This is a genomic window from Pseudomonas marginalis (genome assembly GCF_900105325.1).
Taxonomy (GTDB): domain Bacteria; phylum Pseudomonadota; class Gammaproteobacteria; order Pseudomonadales; family Pseudomonadaceae; genus Aquipseudomonas; species Aquipseudomonas marginalis.
On record NZ_FNSU01000001.1, the window covers coordinates 818,597 to 836,398 of the forward strand.

General features: G+C 59.8%; 19 protein-coding genes. 17 read left to right on the forward strand and 2 right to left on the reverse strand.

Going from position 1 to position 17,802, the window contains the following annotated elements; translation table 11 throughout:
• Positions 1–126: 126 nt before the first annotated feature.
• From BLW22_RS03985 to ispD, 7 genes are all read left to right on the forward strand, one after another.
• The gene (locus BLW22_RS03985; protein WP_016976871.1) at positions 127–1,074 is read left to right on the forward strand and encodes an acetyl-CoA carboxylase carboxyltransferase subunit alpha; all 948 of its coding nucleotides are present in this window, start codon (positions 127–129) and stop codon (positions 1,072–1,074) included.
• Positions 1,075–1,236: 162 nt separating this feature from the next.
• Positions 1,237–2,547, forward strand: coding sequence for a tRNA lysidine(34) synthetase TilS (gene tilS, locus BLW22_RS03990; protein WP_074844242.1), 1,311 nt, complete (start codon positions 1,237–1,239; stop codon positions 2,545–2,547).
• 274 nt (positions 2,548–2,821) lie between these two features.
• Positions 2,822–4,453, forward strand: coding sequence for a CTP synthase (locus tag BLW22_RS03995; RefSeq protein WP_053137224.1), 1,632 nt, complete (start codon positions 2,822–2,824; stop codon positions 4,451–4,453).
• 5 nt (positions 4,454–4,458) lie between these two features.
• Positions 4,459–5,304, forward strand: coding sequence for a 3-deoxy-8-phosphooctulonate synthase (gene kdsA / locus BLW22_RS04000; RefSeq protein ID WP_027604465.1), 846 nt, complete (start codon positions 4,459–4,461; stop codon positions 5,302–5,304).
• Between the two features lie 157 nt (positions 5,305–5,461).
• On the forward strand, positions 5,462–6,751 hold the full coding sequence (eno, locus tag BLW22_RS04005) for a phosphopyruvate hydratase (protein WP_027604464.1): 1,290 nt from the start codon (positions 5,462–5,464) through the stop codon (positions 6,749–6,751).
• A gap of 170 nt (positions 6,752–6,921) precedes the next feature.
• Positions 6,922–7,200, forward strand: coding sequence for a cell division protein FtsB (ftsB, locus tag BLW22_RS04010; RefSeq protein ID WP_003172294.1), 279 nt, complete (start codon positions 6,922–6,924; stop codon positions 7,198–7,200).
• Positions 7,197–7,904: a 2-C-methyl-D-erythritol 4-phosphate cytidylyltransferase gene (gene ispD, locus BLW22_RS04015; RefSeq protein ID WP_074844247.1), complete on the forward strand. Its 708-nt coding sequence runs from the start codon at positions 7,197–7,199 to the stop codon at positions 7,902–7,904. Before ftsB ends, ispD begins: the two co-directional genes overlap by 4 nt.
• Here ispD and BLW22_RS04020 read toward each other — a convergent pair whose 3' ends face one another.
• Positions 7,905–8,801 carry a LysR substrate-binding domain-containing protein gene (locus BLW22_RS04020; protein ID WP_074844249.1) on the reverse strand — a complete coding sequence of 299 codons (897 nt, stop codon included), beginning with the start codon at positions 8,799–8,801 and terminating at the stop codon, positions 7,905–7,907.
• 108 nt (positions 8,802–8,909) lie between these two features.
• Here BLW22_RS04020 and BLW22_RS04025 point away from each other — a divergent pair, with 108 nt between their 5' ends.
• From BLW22_RS04025 to rpoS, 8 genes are all read left to right on the forward strand, one after another.
• On the forward strand, positions 8,910–10,022 hold the full coding sequence (locus tag BLW22_RS04025) for an S-(hydroxymethyl)glutathione dehydrogenase/class III alcohol dehydrogenase (RefSeq protein WP_074844252.1): 1,113 nt from the start codon (positions 8,910–8,912) through the stop codon (positions 10,020–10,022).
• Between the two features lie 90 nt (positions 10,023–10,112).
• Positions 10,113–10,958, forward strand: coding sequence for an S-formylglutathione hydrolase (gene fghA / locus BLW22_RS04030; protein ID WP_074844255.1), 846 nt, complete (start codon positions 10,113–10,115; stop codon positions 10,956–10,958).
• Positions 10,959–11,012: 54 nt separating this feature from the next.
• Positions 11,013–11,486, forward strand: coding sequence for a 2-C-methyl-D-erythritol 2,4-cyclodiphosphate synthase (ispF, locus tag BLW22_RS04035; protein ID WP_012722614.1), 474 nt, complete (start codon positions 11,013–11,015; stop codon positions 11,484–11,486).
• Complete coding sequence (truD, locus tag BLW22_RS04040; protein ID WP_074844258.1) at positions 11,483–12,541, forward strand: tRNA pseudouridine(13) synthase TruD; 1,059 nt, start codon at positions 11,483–11,485, stop codon at positions 12,539–12,541. Before ispF ends, truD begins: the two co-directional genes overlap by 4 nt.
• A complete protein-coding gene (gene surE, locus BLW22_RS04045) occupies positions 12,529–13,278 on the forward strand; it encodes a 5'/3'-nucleotidase SurE (protein WP_065926446.1) in 750 nt (249 codons plus the stop codon). Before truD ends, surE begins: the two co-directional genes overlap by 13 nt.
• 41 nt (positions 13,279–13,319) lie before the next feature.
• Entirely contained in the window at positions 13,320–13,955 is a 636-nt protein-coding gene (locus BLW22_RS04050) for a protein-L-isoaspartate(D-aspartate) O-methyltransferase (RefSeq protein WP_169899534.1), read from the forward strand.
• Positions 13,956–14,162: 207 nt separating this feature from the next.
• On the forward strand, positions 14,163–14,999 hold the full coding sequence (locus tag BLW22_RS04055) for a peptidoglycan DD-metalloendopeptidase family protein (RefSeq protein WP_065948790.1): 837 nt from the start codon (positions 14,163–14,165) through the stop codon (positions 14,997–14,999).
• Between the two features lie 105 nt (positions 15,000–15,104).
• Positions 15,105–16,109: an RNA polymerase sigma factor RpoS gene (rpoS, locus tag BLW22_RS04060; protein ID WP_025855149.1), complete on the forward strand. Its 1,005-nt coding sequence runs from the start codon at positions 15,105–15,107 to the stop codon at positions 16,107–16,109.
• A 210-nt stretch (positions 16,110–16,319) separates the two neighbouring features.
• Here rpoS and BLW22_RS04065 read toward each other — a convergent pair whose 3' ends face one another.
• Positions 16,320–16,529 carry a cold-shock protein gene (locus BLW22_RS04065; protein WP_002554837.1) on the reverse strand — a complete coding sequence of 70 codons (210 nt, stop codon included), beginning with the start codon at positions 16,527–16,529 and terminating at the stop codon, positions 16,320–16,322.
• 389 nt (positions 16,530–16,918) lie between these two features.
• On the opposite strand from BLW22_RS04065, the gene dcd reads away from it, so the two are divergent.
• Both dcd and BLW22_RS04075 read left to right on the forward strand, forming a co-directional pair.
• The gene (dcd, locus tag BLW22_RS04070; RefSeq protein WP_003172320.1) at positions 16,919–17,485 is read left to right on the forward strand and encodes a dCTP deaminase; all 567 of its coding nucleotides are present in this window, start codon (positions 16,919–16,921) and stop codon (positions 17,483–17,485) included.
• A gap of 107 nt (positions 17,486–17,592) precedes the next feature.
• Positions 17,593–17,793 carry a hypothetical protein gene (locus tag BLW22_RS04075; RefSeq protein ID WP_027604457.1) on the forward strand — a complete coding sequence of 67 codons (201 nt, stop codon included), beginning with the start codon at positions 17,593–17,595 and terminating at the stop codon, positions 17,791–17,793.
• The last annotated feature ends 9 nt before the right edge of the window (positions 17,794–17,802 follow it).

Genomic DNA, 17,802 nt, shown 5'->3' on the forward strand with positions numbered 1-17,802 from the left:
GTCAGAACGCCTGACCTCGGCTGAACATTTAATCTCGACCTAAACGCGCCTCTCCCTTAAGGTAGGGCGCGAATAGACAACCGGCTGGCCAGGCAACCCTTGGCCGTCGACCCAAGACGGACGCTTATGAACCCGAATTTTCTTGATTTCGAACAGCCGATCGCTGACCTGCAAGCCAAGATCGAAGAGCTGCGCCTGGTCGGCAATGACAATTCGCTGAATATCGGCGATGAGATCGCTCGCCTGCAAGACAAGAGCAGCACGCTCACCGAAGACATCTTCGGCAAGCTGACCAGCTGGCAGATCGCGCGCCTGGCCCGCCACCCGCGCCGTCCGTATACCCTGGACTACATTCAGCACATCTTCACCGAGTTCGACGAGCTGCACGGCGATCGCCATTTCTCCGACGACGCGGCCATCGTGGGCGGTATCGCTCGCCTGGACGACCAGCCGGTCATGGTCATCGGTCACCAGAAAGGCCGTGAAGTGCGCGAGAAAGTACGCCGCAACTTCGGCATGCCGCGTCCGGAAGGCTACCGCAAGGCGTGCCGCCTGATGGAAATGGCCGAGCGCTTCAAGATGCCGATCCTGACTTTCATCGACACCCCGGGTGCTTACCCGGGTATCGATGCCGAAGAGCGCAACCAGAGCGAAGCGATTGCCTGGAACCTGCGAGTGATGGCCCGCCTGAAAACCCCGATCATCGCTACCGTGATTGGTGAAGGTGGTTCCGGCGGTGCACTGGCCATTGGCGTCTGCGATCAGCTGAACATGCTGCAATATTCGACCTACGCGGTGATCTCGCCGGAAGGTTGCGCCTCGATCCTGTGGAAAACCGCAGAGAAGGCGCCGGACGCTGCCGAAGCCATGGGCATCACTGCCGATCGCCTCAAGGGCCTGGGTATCGTCGACAAAGTGATCGCCGAGCCATTGGGCGGCGCCCACCGCGATCCGGCCGCCGCCGCTGCCACTATCCGTGCCGAACTGGGTTCGCAACTGGCGATGCTCAAAAAGCTGGATAACGAAGCGCTGCTGGCCCGTCGCTACGAGCGCCTGATGAGCTACGGTCTCTAAGGTCGCAGCAGCACTAATGTGGGAGGGGGCTTGCCCCCGATTGCTGAGTGTCAGTCACTGTATTCATTGGCTGATGCTCCGCTATCGGGGGGCAAGCCCCCTCCCACATTTGCTTTGTGTATGCTTGGCTTGGGTATTCCAGATTTGCGGCGGTAACCTGTGATGAAACCGACTTTATCCGCCAAGCTCCTGCACGCCCTGGCCCCCTGGCGCAACGCCCCGGCTTGGCATATCGCCTTCTCCGGTGGTCTTGATTCCACTGTCCTGCTGCATCTCCTGGCCAACGCCGAAGCCCTTCCGCCTCTAAGCGCTGTCCATGTCCATCATGGCCTGCAGGCTGTCGCCGACGCCTGGCCAGGTCATTGCCAGTCGGTGTGCGACAGCCTGGGCGTCCCCTTGCGGGTCATGCGCGTGCACGTGCAGCCCGGCGCCAGTCTTGAGCGTGCAGCGCGTGATGCGCGTTACCGGGCGTTTACCGAGGTGATCGGGGCAGGGGAAGTGTTACTCACCGGCCAGCATCGCGATGATCAAGCCGAAACGCTGCTATTCCGTCTGCTGCGCGGTGCCGGAGTGCGAGGGCTCGCCGCAATGCCTGCGCATCGCCCGTTGGCAGGTGGTTTCCTGGTGCGGCCGTTGCTGGAGCTCTCGCGCGCCGAGCTGGAAGCCTACGGCGATGAGCATCAACTCAAGTGGATTGAAGATCCTTCCAACACCGATCCACGTTTCTCCCGTAATTACCTGCGTCACCGCGTGATCCCGACGCTGACGGCGCGTTGGCCCCAAGCCATCTGCAGTCTGGCCCGGACTGCCGACCACCTCGGTGAAGCCCAGGCGCTGCTGGGCGAATTGGCCTGCATGGACCTGCAAGCCGCCGATCAGCCTTCGCGGTTTCCTTGGCTGGCGGTGCCATCATTGGTCCTTGGTCCACTGCGCGAACTTTCCGATGCTCGTCAGCGCAATGTCCTGCGACATTGGCTGGCGCCGTTGACCCGGTTACCCGACAGCGACCATTGGGCCGGCTGGTATTCCCTGCGCGACGCCAAGGGCGACGCACAGCCCTTATGGCGTCTGGCTGATGGAGATTTGCAACGTTGTGGCGCACGCATCTGGTGGTTGCCTCGCGGCTGGTCGGAGTTTTCCCACGCATCGGTGAGCTGGCCTGATCCGCAAAAGCCACTAGAGTTACCCGGTAATGGCCTGCTGGAAATGAGCGGCGAGGTGCCCGAAGGCCCGCTGGAGGTCCGTTATCGCCAGGGCGGCGAAATGCTTGAACTACCAGGCCGAGGCCGGCGTGACTTGAAGCGCCTGCTTAATGAACAGGGGGTGCCGGGCTTCATCCGTGGCAGATTGCCGCTGCTGTATCAGGGCGAGCAATTGCTCGGTGTGCCCCTCCTCGCTGGACTCTGGGCCGCACCGAGTGAAGCTTGGCAATTACATTGGATGCCACGGAGCTGCGATCAAGGTTTGAGCTGATAGCGCCTTTCCGGTAGACTACGCTCCCTTCTTGATACAACTTCTGTGGATTCGCCTGAATCGCAGCAGTTGCCGATTACCAAGCAGTCTTTGCTGGGCGATTCCAAAAAATGTGTAGCGATCAACGTACCGGCAGTTTCACTGCTGGTCTGTCACAACGCGGCGGTTTTTTTGAAAGGTGCACTGTGATTAATGCAGGTGATCGGGGGCTTCGGCCTCTCTTCGCTTTCCCCGGCGGCTCGGACCGCTTTAACGCAGACTTCTAGGGTTTTTCATGACGCGCTACATATTCGTCACGGGCGGTGTTGTTTCTTCATTGGGGAAAGGCATTGCCTCCGCTTCATTGGCGGCCATCCTGGAGGCGCGGGGGCTTAAAGTCACCATGCTCAAGCTGGACCCGTACATCAACGTCGACCCGGGCACCATGAGCCCGTTCCAGCACGGTGAAGTGTTCGTCACACACGACGGCGCCGAGACCGACCTGGACCTGGGCCACTACGAGCGGTTCATCCGCACGACCATGACCCAGAACAACAACTTCACCACTGGCCGCGTCTACGAGCACGTGCTGCGCAAAGAGCGCCGTGGTGACTACCTGGGTGCAACCATCCAGGTGATCCCGCACATCACCGACGAAATCAAGCGCCGTATCATCAAGGGTGCAGGCGATGCCGACGTGGCGATGGTCGAGATCGGTGGCACCGTGGGTGACATCGAATCCCAGCCGTTCCTCGAAGCCATCCGCCAGTTGCGTTTCGAAGTCGGCGCCAAGCGCGCGATGCTGATGCACCTCACGTTGGTGCCTTACATCGCCACCGCCGGCGAAACCAAAACCAAGCCTACCCAGCACTCGGTCAAGGAACTGCGTTCCATCGGCCTGCAGCCGGACGTGCTGGTGTGCCGCTCCGACCACCCGATCGATATTTCCTCGCGTCGCAAGATCGCGCAGTTCACCAACGTTGAAGAACGTGCAGTGATCGCCCTCGAAGACGCCGACACCATCTACAAGATCCCGGGCATCCTGCATTCGCAAGGCCTGGATGATTTTGTGGTCGAGCGTTTCGGCCTGCAGTGCAACGGCGCGGATCTGTCCGAGTGGGAAGCCGTGGTTGACGCCAAGCTCAACCCTGAGCACGAAGTCACCATCGCCATGGTCGGCAAGTACATGGAACTGCTGGACGCGTACAAGTCGCTGATCGAAGCGATGAGCCACGCGGGTATCAGCAACCGTACCAAGGTCAACCTGCGCTACATCGATTCCGAAGACATCGAGAACCAGGGCACCGCGCTGCTCGAAGGTGTCGATGCGATCCTCGTTCCAGGCGGTTTCGGCCTGCGTGGCGTGGAAGGCAAGATCACTGCCGTGCAGTACGCTCGCGAGAACAAGGTGCCGTACCTGGGCATCTGCCTGGGCATGCAAGTGGCCGTTATCGAGTTCGCCCGTAACGTGATGGGCTGGAAAGACGCCAACTCCACCGAGTTCGACAGCAAGAGCGGCCACCCGGTCGTGGGCCTGATCACCGAGTGGGAAGACGCCACCGGCGCCGTCGAAACCCGTACCGAAAGCTCCGACCTGGGCGGCACCATGCGCCTTGGCGCGCAAGACTGCCTGCTGGAGCCGGGTTCCCTGGTTCACGACTGCTATGGCAAGGACGTGATCGTCGAACGTCACCGTCACCGCTACGAAGTGAACAACAACCTGCTGCCGCAGATCAAAGAGGCTGGCCTGAAAATCTCCGGTCGCTCCGGTGATGGCGCGCTGGTTGAAGTGGTCGAGGCCCCGGATCATCCATGGTTCGTCGCTTGCCAGTTCCACCCTGAGTTCACCTCGACACCGCGCGACGGTCACCCGTTGTTCAGCGGTTTCGTCAAGGCTGCACTGACGCAACACCAGAAGAAGGCGTAAACCTGATGGCCCAGAAGATCATTCGCGTAGGCGACATCGAGATTGCCAACGACAAGCCCATGGTGCTGTTCGGCGGCATGAACGTGCTGGAAAGCCGTGACATGGCGATGCAGGTCTGTGAAGAGTACGTAAAGGTTACCGAGAAACTGGGTATTCCTTACGTGTTCAAGGCCAGCTTCGACAAGGCCAACCGTTCGTCCGTGACCTCCTATCGCGGCCCGGGCCTTGAAGAAGGCATGCGTATCTTCCAGGACATAAAGCAAGCCTTCGGCGTGCCGATCATCACCGACGTCCACGAGCCTGAACAGGCTGCCGTGGTCGCCGAGGTGTGCGACATCATCCAGCTGCCGGCCTTCCTGTCGCGCCAGACCGACCTCGTGGTCGCGATGGCCAGGACCGGTGCGGTGATCAATATCAAGAAAGCCCAGTTCCTCGCGCCCCAGGAGATGAAACACATCCTGAACAAGTGCGTGGAAGCGGGTAACGACCAGTTGATCCTCTGCGAGCGTGGTTCTAGCTTCGGCTACAACAACCTCGTGGTGGACATGCTCGGTTTCGGCATCATGAAGCAGTTCGAATACCCGGTGTTCTTCGACGTGACCCACGCGCTGCAAATGCCCGGTGGTCGTGCCGATTCCGCCGGTGGGCGCCGTGCCCAGGTACTGGACCTGGCCAAGGCCGGCATCAGCCAGTCCCTGGCGGGCCTGTTCCTCGAAGCCCACCCGGACCCGGACAACGCCAAATGCGACGGCCCATGCGCCCTGCGCCTGGACAAGCTGGAGCCATTCCTGGCCCAGCTCAAGCAGTTGGACGAACTGGTCAAGAGTTTTCCGACGGTAGAGACCGCGTAAGCGTTGATTCTCCGGTAGACTTTCCCACGCTTTACGCTCAGGCCTACGGGCCTGAGCCTTGTCGCCTGCAAGCCTGCCCCGTTGTTCCACCCTTGCGGTCGGTCAAAAGATTTCCTTCAGCTGCGTCGTTTTCGTCAACTTTGGAGTGTTTACAACAATGGCAAAAATCGTCGACATCAAAGGTCGTGAAGTTCTCGACTCCCGTGGTAACCCCACCGTCGAAGCCGACGTGCTTCTCGATAACGGCATCATCGGCAGCGCCTGCGCGCCGTCCGGTGCCTCCACAGGTTCGCGCGAAGCGCTGGAACTGCGTGATGGCGACAAGAGCCGTTACCTGGGCAAGGGTGTCCTCAAGGCTGTAGCCAACATCAACGGCCCGATCCGTGACCTGCTGCTGGGCAAGGACCCGCTGGACCAGAAAGCCCTGGACCACGCGATGATCAAGCTCGACGGCACTGAAAACAAAGGCAGCCTCGGCGCCAACGCCATCCTCGCCGTGTCCCTGGCTGCTGCCAAGGCCGCCGCCCAGGACCAGGACCTGCCGCTTTACGCCCACATCGCCAACCTGAACGGTACGCCGGGTGTCTACTCGATGCCGGTTCCGATGATGAACATCATCAACGGTGGCGAGCATGCCGATAACAACGTCGACATCCAGGAATTCATGGTGCAGCCGGTCGGCGCCAAGACCTTCTCCGAAGGCCTGCGCATGGGCACCGAGATTTTCCATCACCTCAAAGCCGTGCTGAAAGCTCGTGGCCTGAGCACTGCCGTGGGTGACGAAGGTGGTTTCGCACCGAACCTGGCGTCCAACGAAGATGCACTGAAAGTGATCTCCGAAGCCGTGGCCAACGCCGGCTACACACTGGGCACCGACGTGACCCTGGCCCTGGACTGCGCTGCCAGCGAGTTCTACGAAGATGGCAAATACAACCTGTCCGGTGAAGGCCAGGTGTTCAACTCCGAAGGCTTTGCCGACTACCTGAAGGGCCTGACCCAGCGCTACCCGATCATCTCGATCGAAGACGGCCTGGACGAGTCCGACTGGGATGGCTGGAAGATCCTCACCGACAAGATCGGCGAAAAAGTCCAGCTGGTGGGTGACGACCTGTTCGTGACCAACACCAAGATCCTGAAAGAAGGCATCGACAAAAAGATCGCCAACTCGATCCTGATCAAGTTCAACCAGATCGGCACCCTGACCGAAACCCTGGAAGCTATCCAGATGGCCAAGGCTGCGGGCTACACTGCCGTGATCTCGCACCGCTCCGGCGAAACCGAAGATTCGACCATCGCCGACCTGGCCGTGGGCACTTCGGCGGGCCAGATCAAGACCGGCTCCCTGTGCCGCTCTGACCGTGTGTCCAAGTACAACCAATTGTTGCGTATCGAAGAGCAACTGGCCGGCAAAGCCAAGTACAACGGTCGCGGCGAGTTTCGCGGCTGATCGGTAAGTGGTAAAAAGTCGGTGGATTGCGTCGGAAAGATCACGAAGGTGCGAGTTTCGACGCTAATCTGATGGCGATCAAGCACAAGCCTGGTTCTTCCAGGCTTCGTGCTATCAGTTGCTGTAAAAGTTTTGCATGGCGTGTTTTTCCACTGGATACCCGATATTCGATGCGCAGTCCCAATTGGTTGTTCCTCGTCTTGCTCTTGTTGCTGGCTGGCCTGCAGTACCGCCTATGGGTAGGTAATGGCAGCTTTGCGCAGGTAAAAGACCTGACCCAGCAAATTGCCGACCAGCACGCCGAGAACGAACGCCTGCTGGAGCGCAACCGCGTCCTCGATGCTGAAGTGCTTGAGCTGAAAAAGGGTACCGAGACCGTTGAAGAACGGGCCCGTCATGAGTTGGGCATGGTCAAGGAGGGCGAAACCCTCTACCAGTTGGCCCAATGAGTTACCGTTTGCCGGCCTTCTGGGCCGTGATACCTGCCGCGGGCGTCGGTGCCCGTATGGCCGCGGACCGTCCCAAGCAATACTTGCAGTTGGGCGGGCGCACTATTCTCGAACACAGCCTTGGCTGTTTTCTCGATCATCCCAACCTCAAGGGGTTGGTGGTCAGTCTTGCTGCTGATGACCCGTATTGGCCAAGCCTGGCATGTGCCGCTGACCCGCGTATCGTGCGTGCGGACGGTGGTTCGGAGCGTTCTGGCTCGGTGCTCAATGCGTTGCTGCAACTCAATGCCCTGGGCGCCAGCGATGACGATTGGGTACTGGTCCACGATGCGGCGCGGCCGAATCTGAGTCGCGATGATCTGGATAAGTTGCTCACCGAACTGGCGAACGACCCGGTCGGCGGTCTGCTGGCCGTGCCGGCCCGCGATACCCTCAAGCGCGTCGACAAGCAGGGGCGGGTGGTGGAAACCGTCGACCGCAGCTTGATCTGGCAAGCCTATACACCGCAGATGTTCCGCCTCGGGGCCTTGCACCGCGCATTGGCTGATAGCCTGGTGGCCGATGCAGTGATCACCGATGAAGCCTCGGCCATGGAGTGGTCCGGGCAGGCGCCGCGCTTGGTCGAAGGGCGCTCGGACAATATCAAGGTGACCCGGCCGGAAGACCTGGAGTGGCTGCGGTTGCGTTGGGCGAATCGTCGTTAATCAACCGCTGTACTCTGGCCGCTCGGCCAAGCCCTCTTTCAAGAAATCCACCAACTTCCTGACCTTCGGCGACAAGTGCCGTTGTTGCGGATACAGCCCCCACACCGCCGTATTCGGTGGCTGATGCGCCTCCAGCAGCGACACCAGCGCGCCGCTGTGCAGATGCTCCAGTACGTAATAGTCCGGCAGTTGGCACAATCCCACCCCTTGCAACGCCGCATCCAACACCGCTTGCCCACTGTTGCAGCGCCAGTTGCCTTGCACTCTCTGGGAAAATTCCCTCCCGTCCTGGGCCAGTTGCCAAATGTCCGAGCTGCCGATCAGGCAATTATGCCGACTCAATTCCGACAAACTATGTGGCCGACCATACCGGGCCAGGTAGGACGGCGACGCGCACAGGTACATGCGCCGAGGCGCGAGGCGGCTGGCGACCATGCGCGAATCCTGCAATCGCCCCAGGCGAATCGCCAGGTCGAGTCCTTCGTGCACCAGATCCAATTGACGGTTGCTCAGTTCGATGTCCACCCGCAATTGTGGGTACAGGCCCATGAACCGCGTCACCAGTGGCACGATAAACCGCTCGCCATAGGCCACCGCGCAGGTCATGCGCAACATGCCTTTCGGTTCGCTGGTCAGGTCACCCACGGCGCGCAGGGCTTCTTCGCGGCCGTCCTGTAGGCGCTGGCAATGTTGCAGAAAGGTCTGACCCGCTTCAGTCAGCGTCACCTTACGGGTACTGCGATACAGCAACCGCGTTTGCAGGCGCTCTTCCAGGCGTGCCACCTGGCGGCTGATGTGGGACGAAGACACACCCAGCCGCTCGGCAGCCGCCGTAAATTGGTTGCATTCGGCGACGGCAACGAATTCATCGATGCCTTCCCAGCGGTTCTCCAGCATGGCGATTATCCCTGTACAGCAATAAAGTTTTGCTTTTGCCTGGATTATTAATCATGGAGCCATGTTTTACACTCTCTCCATCATTTTTAACGCCCTGGAGAAACCCGGATGATCAAGTCCCGCGCTGCCGTTGCCTTTGAAGCCAAGAAACCCCTCGAGATCGTGGAAGTCGATGTGGCCATGCCCAAGGCGGGCGAAGTGCTGTTGCGTGTGGTCGCCTCCGGGGTTTGCCATACCGACGCCTACACCCTCTCCGGCGCCGACCCGGAAGGCATCTTCCCGTCCATCCTTGGCCATGAAGGCGGTGCGGTGGTCGAAGCCATCGGCGAGGGCGTGACTTCGGTGGCGGTGGGCGACCATGTGATCCCGCTGTACACCCCGGAGTGCGGCAAGTGCAAGTTCTGCCTGTCGGGTAAGACCAACCTGTGCCAGGCCATTCGTTCCACCCAAGGCAAAGGCCTGATGCCGGATGGCACCACGCGCTTTTCCTACAAGGGGCAGCCGATTTTCCACTACATGGGGACTTCGACGTTCTCCGAGTACACCGTGCTGCCGGAAATTTCCGTCGCCAAGATTCCTAAAGAAGCGCCGCTGGAGAAGGTCTGCCTGCTCGGCTGTGGCGTCACCACCGGCATCGGTGCGGTGCTCAACACCGCCAAGGTCAAGCCGGGCGACACCGTGGCGATCTTCGGTCTTGGCGGTATTGGCCTGTCGGCCGTGATCGGTGCGGTCAAGGCTAAGGCCGGCCGTATCATTGCGATTGACATCAACCCGGCCAAGTTCGAGATCGCCAAGCAACTGGGCGCCACCGACTGCATCAACCCGAAAGACTATGACCGTCCGATCCAGGACGTGATTGTCGATTTGACTGACGGCGGCGTGGACTTTTCCTTCGAGTGCATCGGCAACGTGCAACTGATGCGTGCCGCGCTCGAGTGCTGCCACAAGGGTTGGGGTGAATCGGTGATCATCGGGGTTGCCGGTGCCGGCCAGGAAATCTCCACCCGCCCATTCCAACTGGTGACCGGTCGCGTCTGGCGTGGCTCGGCGTTCGGTGGCGTACGCGGCCGTACTGAACTGCCAAGCTACGTGGAAATGGCCCAGACCGGCGAGATTCCGCTGGACACTTTCATCACCCACACCGTGGGCCTGGAAGACATCAACAAAGCGTTTGACCTGATGCATGAAGGCAAGAGCATTCGTACCGTCATTCACTTTTGAAGCAGCGGCAAGCGGCAAGCTATCAGCAGCAAGTGGGTGTACGCCTTACTTGCCGCTTGAGGCTTGCAACTTGCAGTTGGGAGCACTCCCATGACCCTGGAAAATATCTCCTGCCAGAAGAGTTTTGGCGGCTGGCACAAACGCTACAAACACAGTTCCCACGTGCTCGGCTGCGACATGACTTTCGCCGTCTACCTGCCGCCGCAAGCGGAGCAGGGCGGCAAATTGCCGGTGCTGTACTGGCTGTCCGGCTTGACCTGCACCGATGAGAACTTCATGCAGAAAGCCGGTGCTCAGCGCATGGCCGCAGAACTGGGGCTTATCATTGTCGCGCCCGACACCAGCCCCCGTGGCCCCGGTGTGCCGGGCGACCCGGACAACGCCTGGGATTTTGGCCTGGGTGCCGGCTTCTACCTGAATGCCACCCAGGAACCTTGGGCCAAGCACTACAGGATGCATGACTACGTGGTGCAGGAATTGCCGGCATTGGTTGAAGCGCATTTCCCGGCTTCGGACAAACGCGGTATCAGCGGCCACTCCATGGGCGGCCACGGTGCGTTGGTGTGTGCCTTGCGCAACCCCGGGCGTTACCTGTCGGTGTCGGCGTTTTCGCCGATCAACAACCCGATGGATTGCCCGTGGGGCCAGAAAGCCTTCTCCCGTTACCTGGGTGAAGAACGCTCCAAATGGCGCGAATGGGATGCCTGTGTGCTGATCAGCGAAGCCTCGCAAAAGCTGCCCTTGCTGGTGGATCAGGGCGACCGCGACGATTTCCTCGCTGTGCAGCTCAAGCCCGAAGCCTTGCAGCAAGCGGCCAAGGCGGCGAACCATCCACTGGAACTGCGCCTGCAGCCCGGCTACGACCACAGCTACTTCTTTATCGCCAGCTTCATCGAAGACCATTTGCGACATCATGGTCGTGCTTTGCTCGGTTAATGTGAGGCAAAAGTAGGTAGAATCACGCCCTGAATTAAATCGGGGCGTTTTTTTATGCGTATTGGCCACGGCTACGATGTGCACCGTTTCGCTGAAGGCGATTTCATCACCCTGGGCGGCGTGCGCATTGCGCACCACCATGGGTTGCTGGCTCATTCCGACGGCGACGTTGTCCTGCATGCCTTGAGCGACGCCTTGCTCGGCGCGGCGGCACTGGGCGATATCGGCAAGCACTTTCCGGATACCGATCCCACCTTCAAGGGCGCGGACAGCCGTGTCCTGCTGCGCCATGTGGTCGGCCTGATCCATGCCAAGGGCTGGAAGGTCGGCAATGTCGATAACACCATCGTGGCCCAGGCGCCGAAAATGGCCCCGCATATCGAATCCATGCGCGCACTGATTGCCGCAGACCTGCAAATTGAATTGGATCAAGTCAACGTGAAAGCCACCACCACCGAAAAACTCGGGTTCACCGGTCGTGAAGAGGGCATCGCGGTGCACTCCGTCGCCTTGTTGCTGCGCGCATGAACGACCTGCAACTGCTGGGCCCGCGTGCCTATGGCGAGGCCCTGGGCAGCGCGGTCCTGAAGGCCACGGCTGAAGATTTCCAGGTCGACGAAGTGCTCGATATTCCGCTTACCGGCGAAGGCGAGCACCTGTGGCTGTGGGTTGAGAAGCGCGGGCTCAATACTGAGGAAGCCGCGCGGCGTATCGCCAAGGCGGCTGGCGTGCCGTTGCGCACCGTCAGCTATGCCGGGCTCAAGGACCGTCAGGCGTTGACCCGCCAGTGGTTCAGCGTACAACTGCCGGGCAAGGCCGATCCGGACATGAGCGCTGCGGAAAACGACACCCTCAGGATCCTGAAAACCGCCCGCCACAAGCGCAAGCTGCAACGTGGCGCGCACTCGGCCAACGGCTTTACCTTGCGCCTGACCCAATTGGCCGGTGATACCGTCGCCATCGACGCGCGGCTGCAATTGATTGCCCAGTACGGCATTCCCAACTATTTCGGCACCCAGCGTTTTGGCCACAACGGTGGCAATGTCGTCGACGCCCGCGAATGGGCCGCGCGCAAGGCCCTGCCGGAGCAACGCAATGTGCGTTCGCGGTTGTTGTCCACCGCGCGTAGCTTCCTCTTCAACAAAGTGTTGGCGGCACGTGTCGCCGACGGTTCCTGGCAGCGCGCGCAAGTGGGTGATCTGCTGGCGTTTACCGACAGCCGCAGCTTTTTTCCGGCGGGGGAGGCTGAGTGCAGCGACCCGCGCCTGGCGATCCTGGACCTGCACCCCACCGGGCCGCAGTGGGGCGAGGGTGATTCTCCGGCGACAGGCGCCACGTTTGAGTTGGAGCAGGCGGTTGCCGCCGGTGAAGCCGACCTGCGTGATTGGCTGGTGAGTGCCGGCATGAGCCAGGAACGTCGCATTCTGCGACTGCCCATTGGCGGGTTGACGTGGCATTATCCCGGGCCTGACATTCTGCAATTGGAATTCGTCCTGCCGGCCGGATGCTTCGCCACTGTCTTGGTGCGCGAGCTTGTTGATCTGGTGCCGGTGGGGCAGACGGACAGCCCATGCGTATTCTGATATCAAACGATGACGGTGCCACCGCACCCGGTCTTGCCGCGCTCTATGCTGCGCTGCAGGATTACGCCGAGTGCGTGGTGGTTGCCCCCGACCAGGACAAGAGCGGCGCCAGCAGTTCGCTGACGCTCGACCGTCCGCTGCACCCGCAGGTTCTGGCCAATGGCTTCATCAGTGTGAACGGCACCCCCACCGACTGCGTGCACCTGGCGATCAACAGTTTGTTGGACCAGGAGCCGGACCTGGTGGTGTCGGGCATCAACCTCGGCGCCAACCTTGGCGACGACGTGCTGTATTCCGGCACGGTGGCGGCGGCGCTTGAAGGACGCTTCCTCGGCCGGACCTCGTTTGCGTTTTCGTTGGCATCGCGTCAACTGGACAACCTGCCCACCGCGGCCTATTTCGCGCGCAAGCTGGTGGAGGCCCATGGCGCCCTGGACCTGCCGCCGCGCACGGTGCTCAACGTCAACATTCCCAATTTGCCCCTCGACCACATTCGCGGTATCCAGCTTACACGCCTGGGCCATCGCGCCCGCGCGGCAGCGCCGTTGAAGGTCGTCGACCCGCGTGGCAAGGAAGGCTACTGGATCGCGGCAGCGGGCGATGCCGAAGACGGTGGCCCAGGCACGGACTTTCACGCGGTGATGCAAGGCTATGTGTCGATTACCCCGTTGCAACTTGATCGCACCTTCAGTGATGCCTTCAGTGGTCTCGATGGCTGGCTGGAGGGGCTGCGCTGATGGCTCGTGAACAAGACGACCTGCTGCGCCGGGGCATCGGGATGACCTCCCAGCGCACCCGTGAGCGTTTGATCCAGCGCCTGTACGAAGAGGGGCTTTCCAACGCCCAGGTGTTGGAAGTGATCCGGCGTACGCCTCGGCACCTCTTTGTCGATGAAGCCTTGGCCCATCGTGCCTACGAAGACACGGCATTGCCCATCGGCCATAACCAGACCATCTCCCAGCCTTATATGGTTGCGCGCATGAGCGAGCTGCTGCTGGCGGCGGGGCCGTTGGACAAGGTGCTGGAGATTGGCACCGGTTCCGGCTACCAGACGGCGGTGCTGTCGCAACTGGTGGAGCGGGTGTTCTCGGTGGAGCGCATCAAGGTGCTGCAGGACCGCGCCAAGGAACGCCTGGTGGAGCTGAACCTGCGCAACGTGGTATTCCGCTGGGGCGATGGTTGGGAAGGCTGGCCGGCGCTGGCGCCCTACAACGGGATTATCGTCACTGCCGTGGCCACCGATGTGCCGCAGGCACTGCTCGATCAACTGGCCCCGGGAGGGCGGCTGGTCATTCCGGTGGGGTCAGGTGAAGTGCAACAATTGATGCTTATTGTCCGTGAAGACGATGGTTTTTCCCGGCATGTACTCGGCGCCGTGCGTTTTGTGCCGTTGCTCAATGGCCCGCTGGCCTGATCATTTTTCGCGGGCAGTGAATTCTGTTGGTGAGGATGTGTCTTACGGCGGGGTCTATCAAGTCAACATGATGGGCGGGGCGATTCAACGCGCTGAATGATTCGTTTCAGTCGCGTGACGGTAAAACTTCAATGCCCAGTTATACTTGCGTCATATTTCAAGCCTGATACAGGCATTCATGTTCAGCCACCACAAAGGGAGCGGCGGGTGAGTCTCACAGGTCTTGCGCAGCGTATGAGTAAAACAAGTTTTCAGCGACTGGTGCTTGGCCTTGTCTTTGGTTCCCTTCTGGTAGGGTGTTCCAGCTCGCCAAGCAGCGGTGCACGGGTGGTTGACCGCAATAACGCTGCACCACAAAAGCCGACGGTGACCACCGGGCAGTATGTCGTGCGCAAGGGCGACACCTTGTTCTCGATTGCCTTCCGTTATGGCTGGGACTACAAGGCCCTCGCAGCCCGTAACAATATTCCTGTGCCCTACACGATACATCCGGGTCAGACGATTCGCTTTGACGGTCGCACCGGTTCTACCCCTACGGCAGTTGTGACAAACACCGGATCTTCGCCGTCGTCTTCGAGCAAAACCACCATCATTACCCGGCCTGCGGGTACCGCTGCGCCGAGTGCTGCGAACAAGCCGGCACCCGCGCCGTTGCCCCCCGCAGGGCCTGCGCCGACCGGTTGGGGATGGCCCTCAAATGGAGTGTTAATTGGAAAATTCTCTTCAAACGGCAGTTTGAATAAAGGCATTGATATTGCCGGGGATTTGGGACAGCCTGTTTTAGCTGCGTCTGATGGGACGGTGGTGTACGCCGGGAGTGGTTTGCGGGGCTACGGCGAACTGGTCATCATCAAACACAGCGATACCTACGTCAGTGCTTACGGCCACAACCGTAGGCTGTTGGTTCGGGAGGGGCAGCAGGTCAAAGTCGGACAGACAATTGCCGAAATGGGGTCAACTGGTACGGACCGGGTGAAACTGCACTTTGAGATTCGCCGTCAAGGGAAGCCTGTAGATCCACTGCAATTCCTACCCCGTCGTTGATATGTTGCACAGCCTGTTCCTCACGTAGAAGGAACAGGCTCCAGCGTTGCCAAGGATAAAGGCGTCGCTTGAGCTTGAGGTCGAACTCACCAAAGGACTATAACAATGGCTCTCAGTAAAGAAGCGCCGGAGTTTGACATCGACGATGAGGTTCTCCTTATGGAGACCGGCATCGCTACGGAATCGATGTCGAATGAGGGACCTGCTGTACCTTCAGTTCGCACCAAATCCAAGAACTCCACCGCGTTAAAGCAACACAAATACATTGATTACACGCGGGCGCTCGATGCGACCCAGCTGTACCTCAATGAAATCGGCTTTTCCCCTCTGCTGACTCCCGAAGAAGAAGTCCATTTTGCGCGCTTGTCGCAAAAGGGTGATCCGGCTGGGCGCAAGCGCATGATTGAAAGCAACCTGCGCCTAGTGGTGAAAATCGCCCGACGCTACGTCAATCGTGGGCTGTCCTTGTTGGACCTGATCGAGGAGGGCAACCTGGGCTTGATCCGGGCGGTGGAGAAGTTCGATCCTGAGCGGGGCTTCCGCTTCTCGACCTATGCCACCTGGTGGATTCGCCAGACCATCGAACGGGCGATCATGAATCAGACCCGCACGATCCGGTTGCCGATCCATGTGGTCAAGGAACTCAACGTCTACCTCCGGGCGGCACGTGAGCTCACTCAAAAACTCGATCATGAACCCTCGCCCGAAGAAATCGCCAATCTGCTGGAAAAACCGGTAGGGGAGGTCAAGCGCATGCTGGGTCTTAACGAGCGTGTGTCTTCGGTCGACGTCTCGCTGGGTCCGGACTCGGATAAAACCCTGCTGGACACCCTGACGGATGATCGTCCTACGGATCCCTGCGAGCTGCTGCAGGACGATGATCTTTCCCAAAGCATTGACCAGTGGCTGTCGGAGCTCACGGACAAGCAGCGTGAGGTGGTGATTCGCCGCTTCGGCCTGCGTGGCCATGAGAGCAGCACGCTGGAGGACGTAGGCCTGGAGATTGGCCTGACCCGTGAGCGGGTGCGGCAGATCCAGGTGGAAGGGCTCAAGCGCTTGCGCGAGATCCTGGAGAAGAATGGCTTGTCGAGTGAGTCGTTGTTTCAATAACGACGCCGCTTGAATGCTTGAATGTGGGAGGGGGCTTGCTCCCGATAGCGGTAGTTCAGTCACTGGATGTATCGACTGGCACGCCGCTATCGGGAGCAAGCCCCCTCCCACATTTTTTGCGCACGACATTTTATTCATTTATGCCCAAATCCCAGGCATAAAAAAACCCCGCTTTTAAGGGCGGGGTCTTTTCGACTGAGTCAGTACAAGTTAGATAACTTGAACTTCTTCAGCTTGCATGCCTTTCTGACCGCGGGTAGCGATGAAAGAAACCTGTTGGCCTTCTTTCAGGCTTTTGAAGCCGTCGGATTGGATAGCTTTGAAGTGAACGAACAGGTCGTCACCGGATTGTGGAGTGATGAAGCCGAAGCCTTTTTCATCGTTGAACCACTTAACGGTACCAGTTTGGCGATTAGACATGGTGTATCTCCTTGGACAAAGTTAACTGCGACTCAGGAAAAGCCCTGGCCGAGACTGAGTGCAAAGAGCAGGAAAAATTCTTGGAGATGGTTGGATCGAAATTCAACATATCGTGTAGAGATTCTCAGTGACACAAGCAGCACAGTGGCGCCACCTTAACCCTTTTTCCGGAACGTGCCAATGGTATTTCCGAAGGTTTCTCTATTTTCGTGACTGGCGGTGGTATTTACACACACCGGTTGCGGCAATACGGGGCCCGGCCCCGCTGGCCGCGCCTTATGGCAGCCGGTGCGTTCATCAAGAAAAGCCCGACGCCCTTTGAACCCCAACGCCGGCCCCGGTAAGATGCCCCACAGAATTTTTCCACCTCGCTATTCAGGACACCCGCCATGAGCATCAAATCGGACAAGTGGATTCGCCGCATGGCGCAAGAGCACGGCATGATCGAACCGTTCGTCGAGCGTCAGATTCGTGGTGAAGGCGATGACCGCGTGATCTCGTACGGCGTTTCCAGCTACGGCTACGATGTGCGCTGCGCCGACGAGTTCAAGGTGTTCACCAACATCAACTCGGCGATCGTGGATCCGAAGAACTTCGACGAAAAGAGCTTCGTCGATGTGAAAAGCGACGTGTGCATTATCCCGCCGAACTCCTTTGCCCTGGCACGCACCGTGGAATTCTTCCGTATTCCCCGCGACGTGCTGACCATCTGCCTGGGTAAAAGCACCTACGCGCGCTGCGGCATTATCGTCAACGTGACGCCACTTGAGCCTGAGTGGGAAGGCCACGTGACCCTGGAATTCTCCAACACCACCACCCTGCCGGCGAAAATCTACGCCAACGAAGGCGTGGCGCAGATGCTGTTCCTGCAGTCTGACGAGGCCTGTGAAGTGTCCTACAAAGACCGCGCCGGCAAGTACCAGGGCCAGCGCGGCGTCACCTTGCCACGCGCTTGATCGAAAGGTCCTACGCGTAAAGGGAATTAGTCCGCAGAAAGTGACTCTATTGGGTGTACTGCCTCGGTGCGTGCAAAACGCACCGAGCCACGCTTGAGGAGTGCCTTATGAAGATTGACCCGCGAATCAGCGCAGAACTTGCCCGGCTTGAACCCAACCAGATTGGCGTTCTGGCCTGGTCCCTGATGGCTGATCCCGCCTATGCAGGCGGCATCCCCGGCCAACCCGATGAAGATTGGCCACAGCAGCCCACCGAACCCGGTGAGCCGACCCTTCCGGACGAGCCGCCTCCCGCACCGGTCGCCTGATACCCGCAA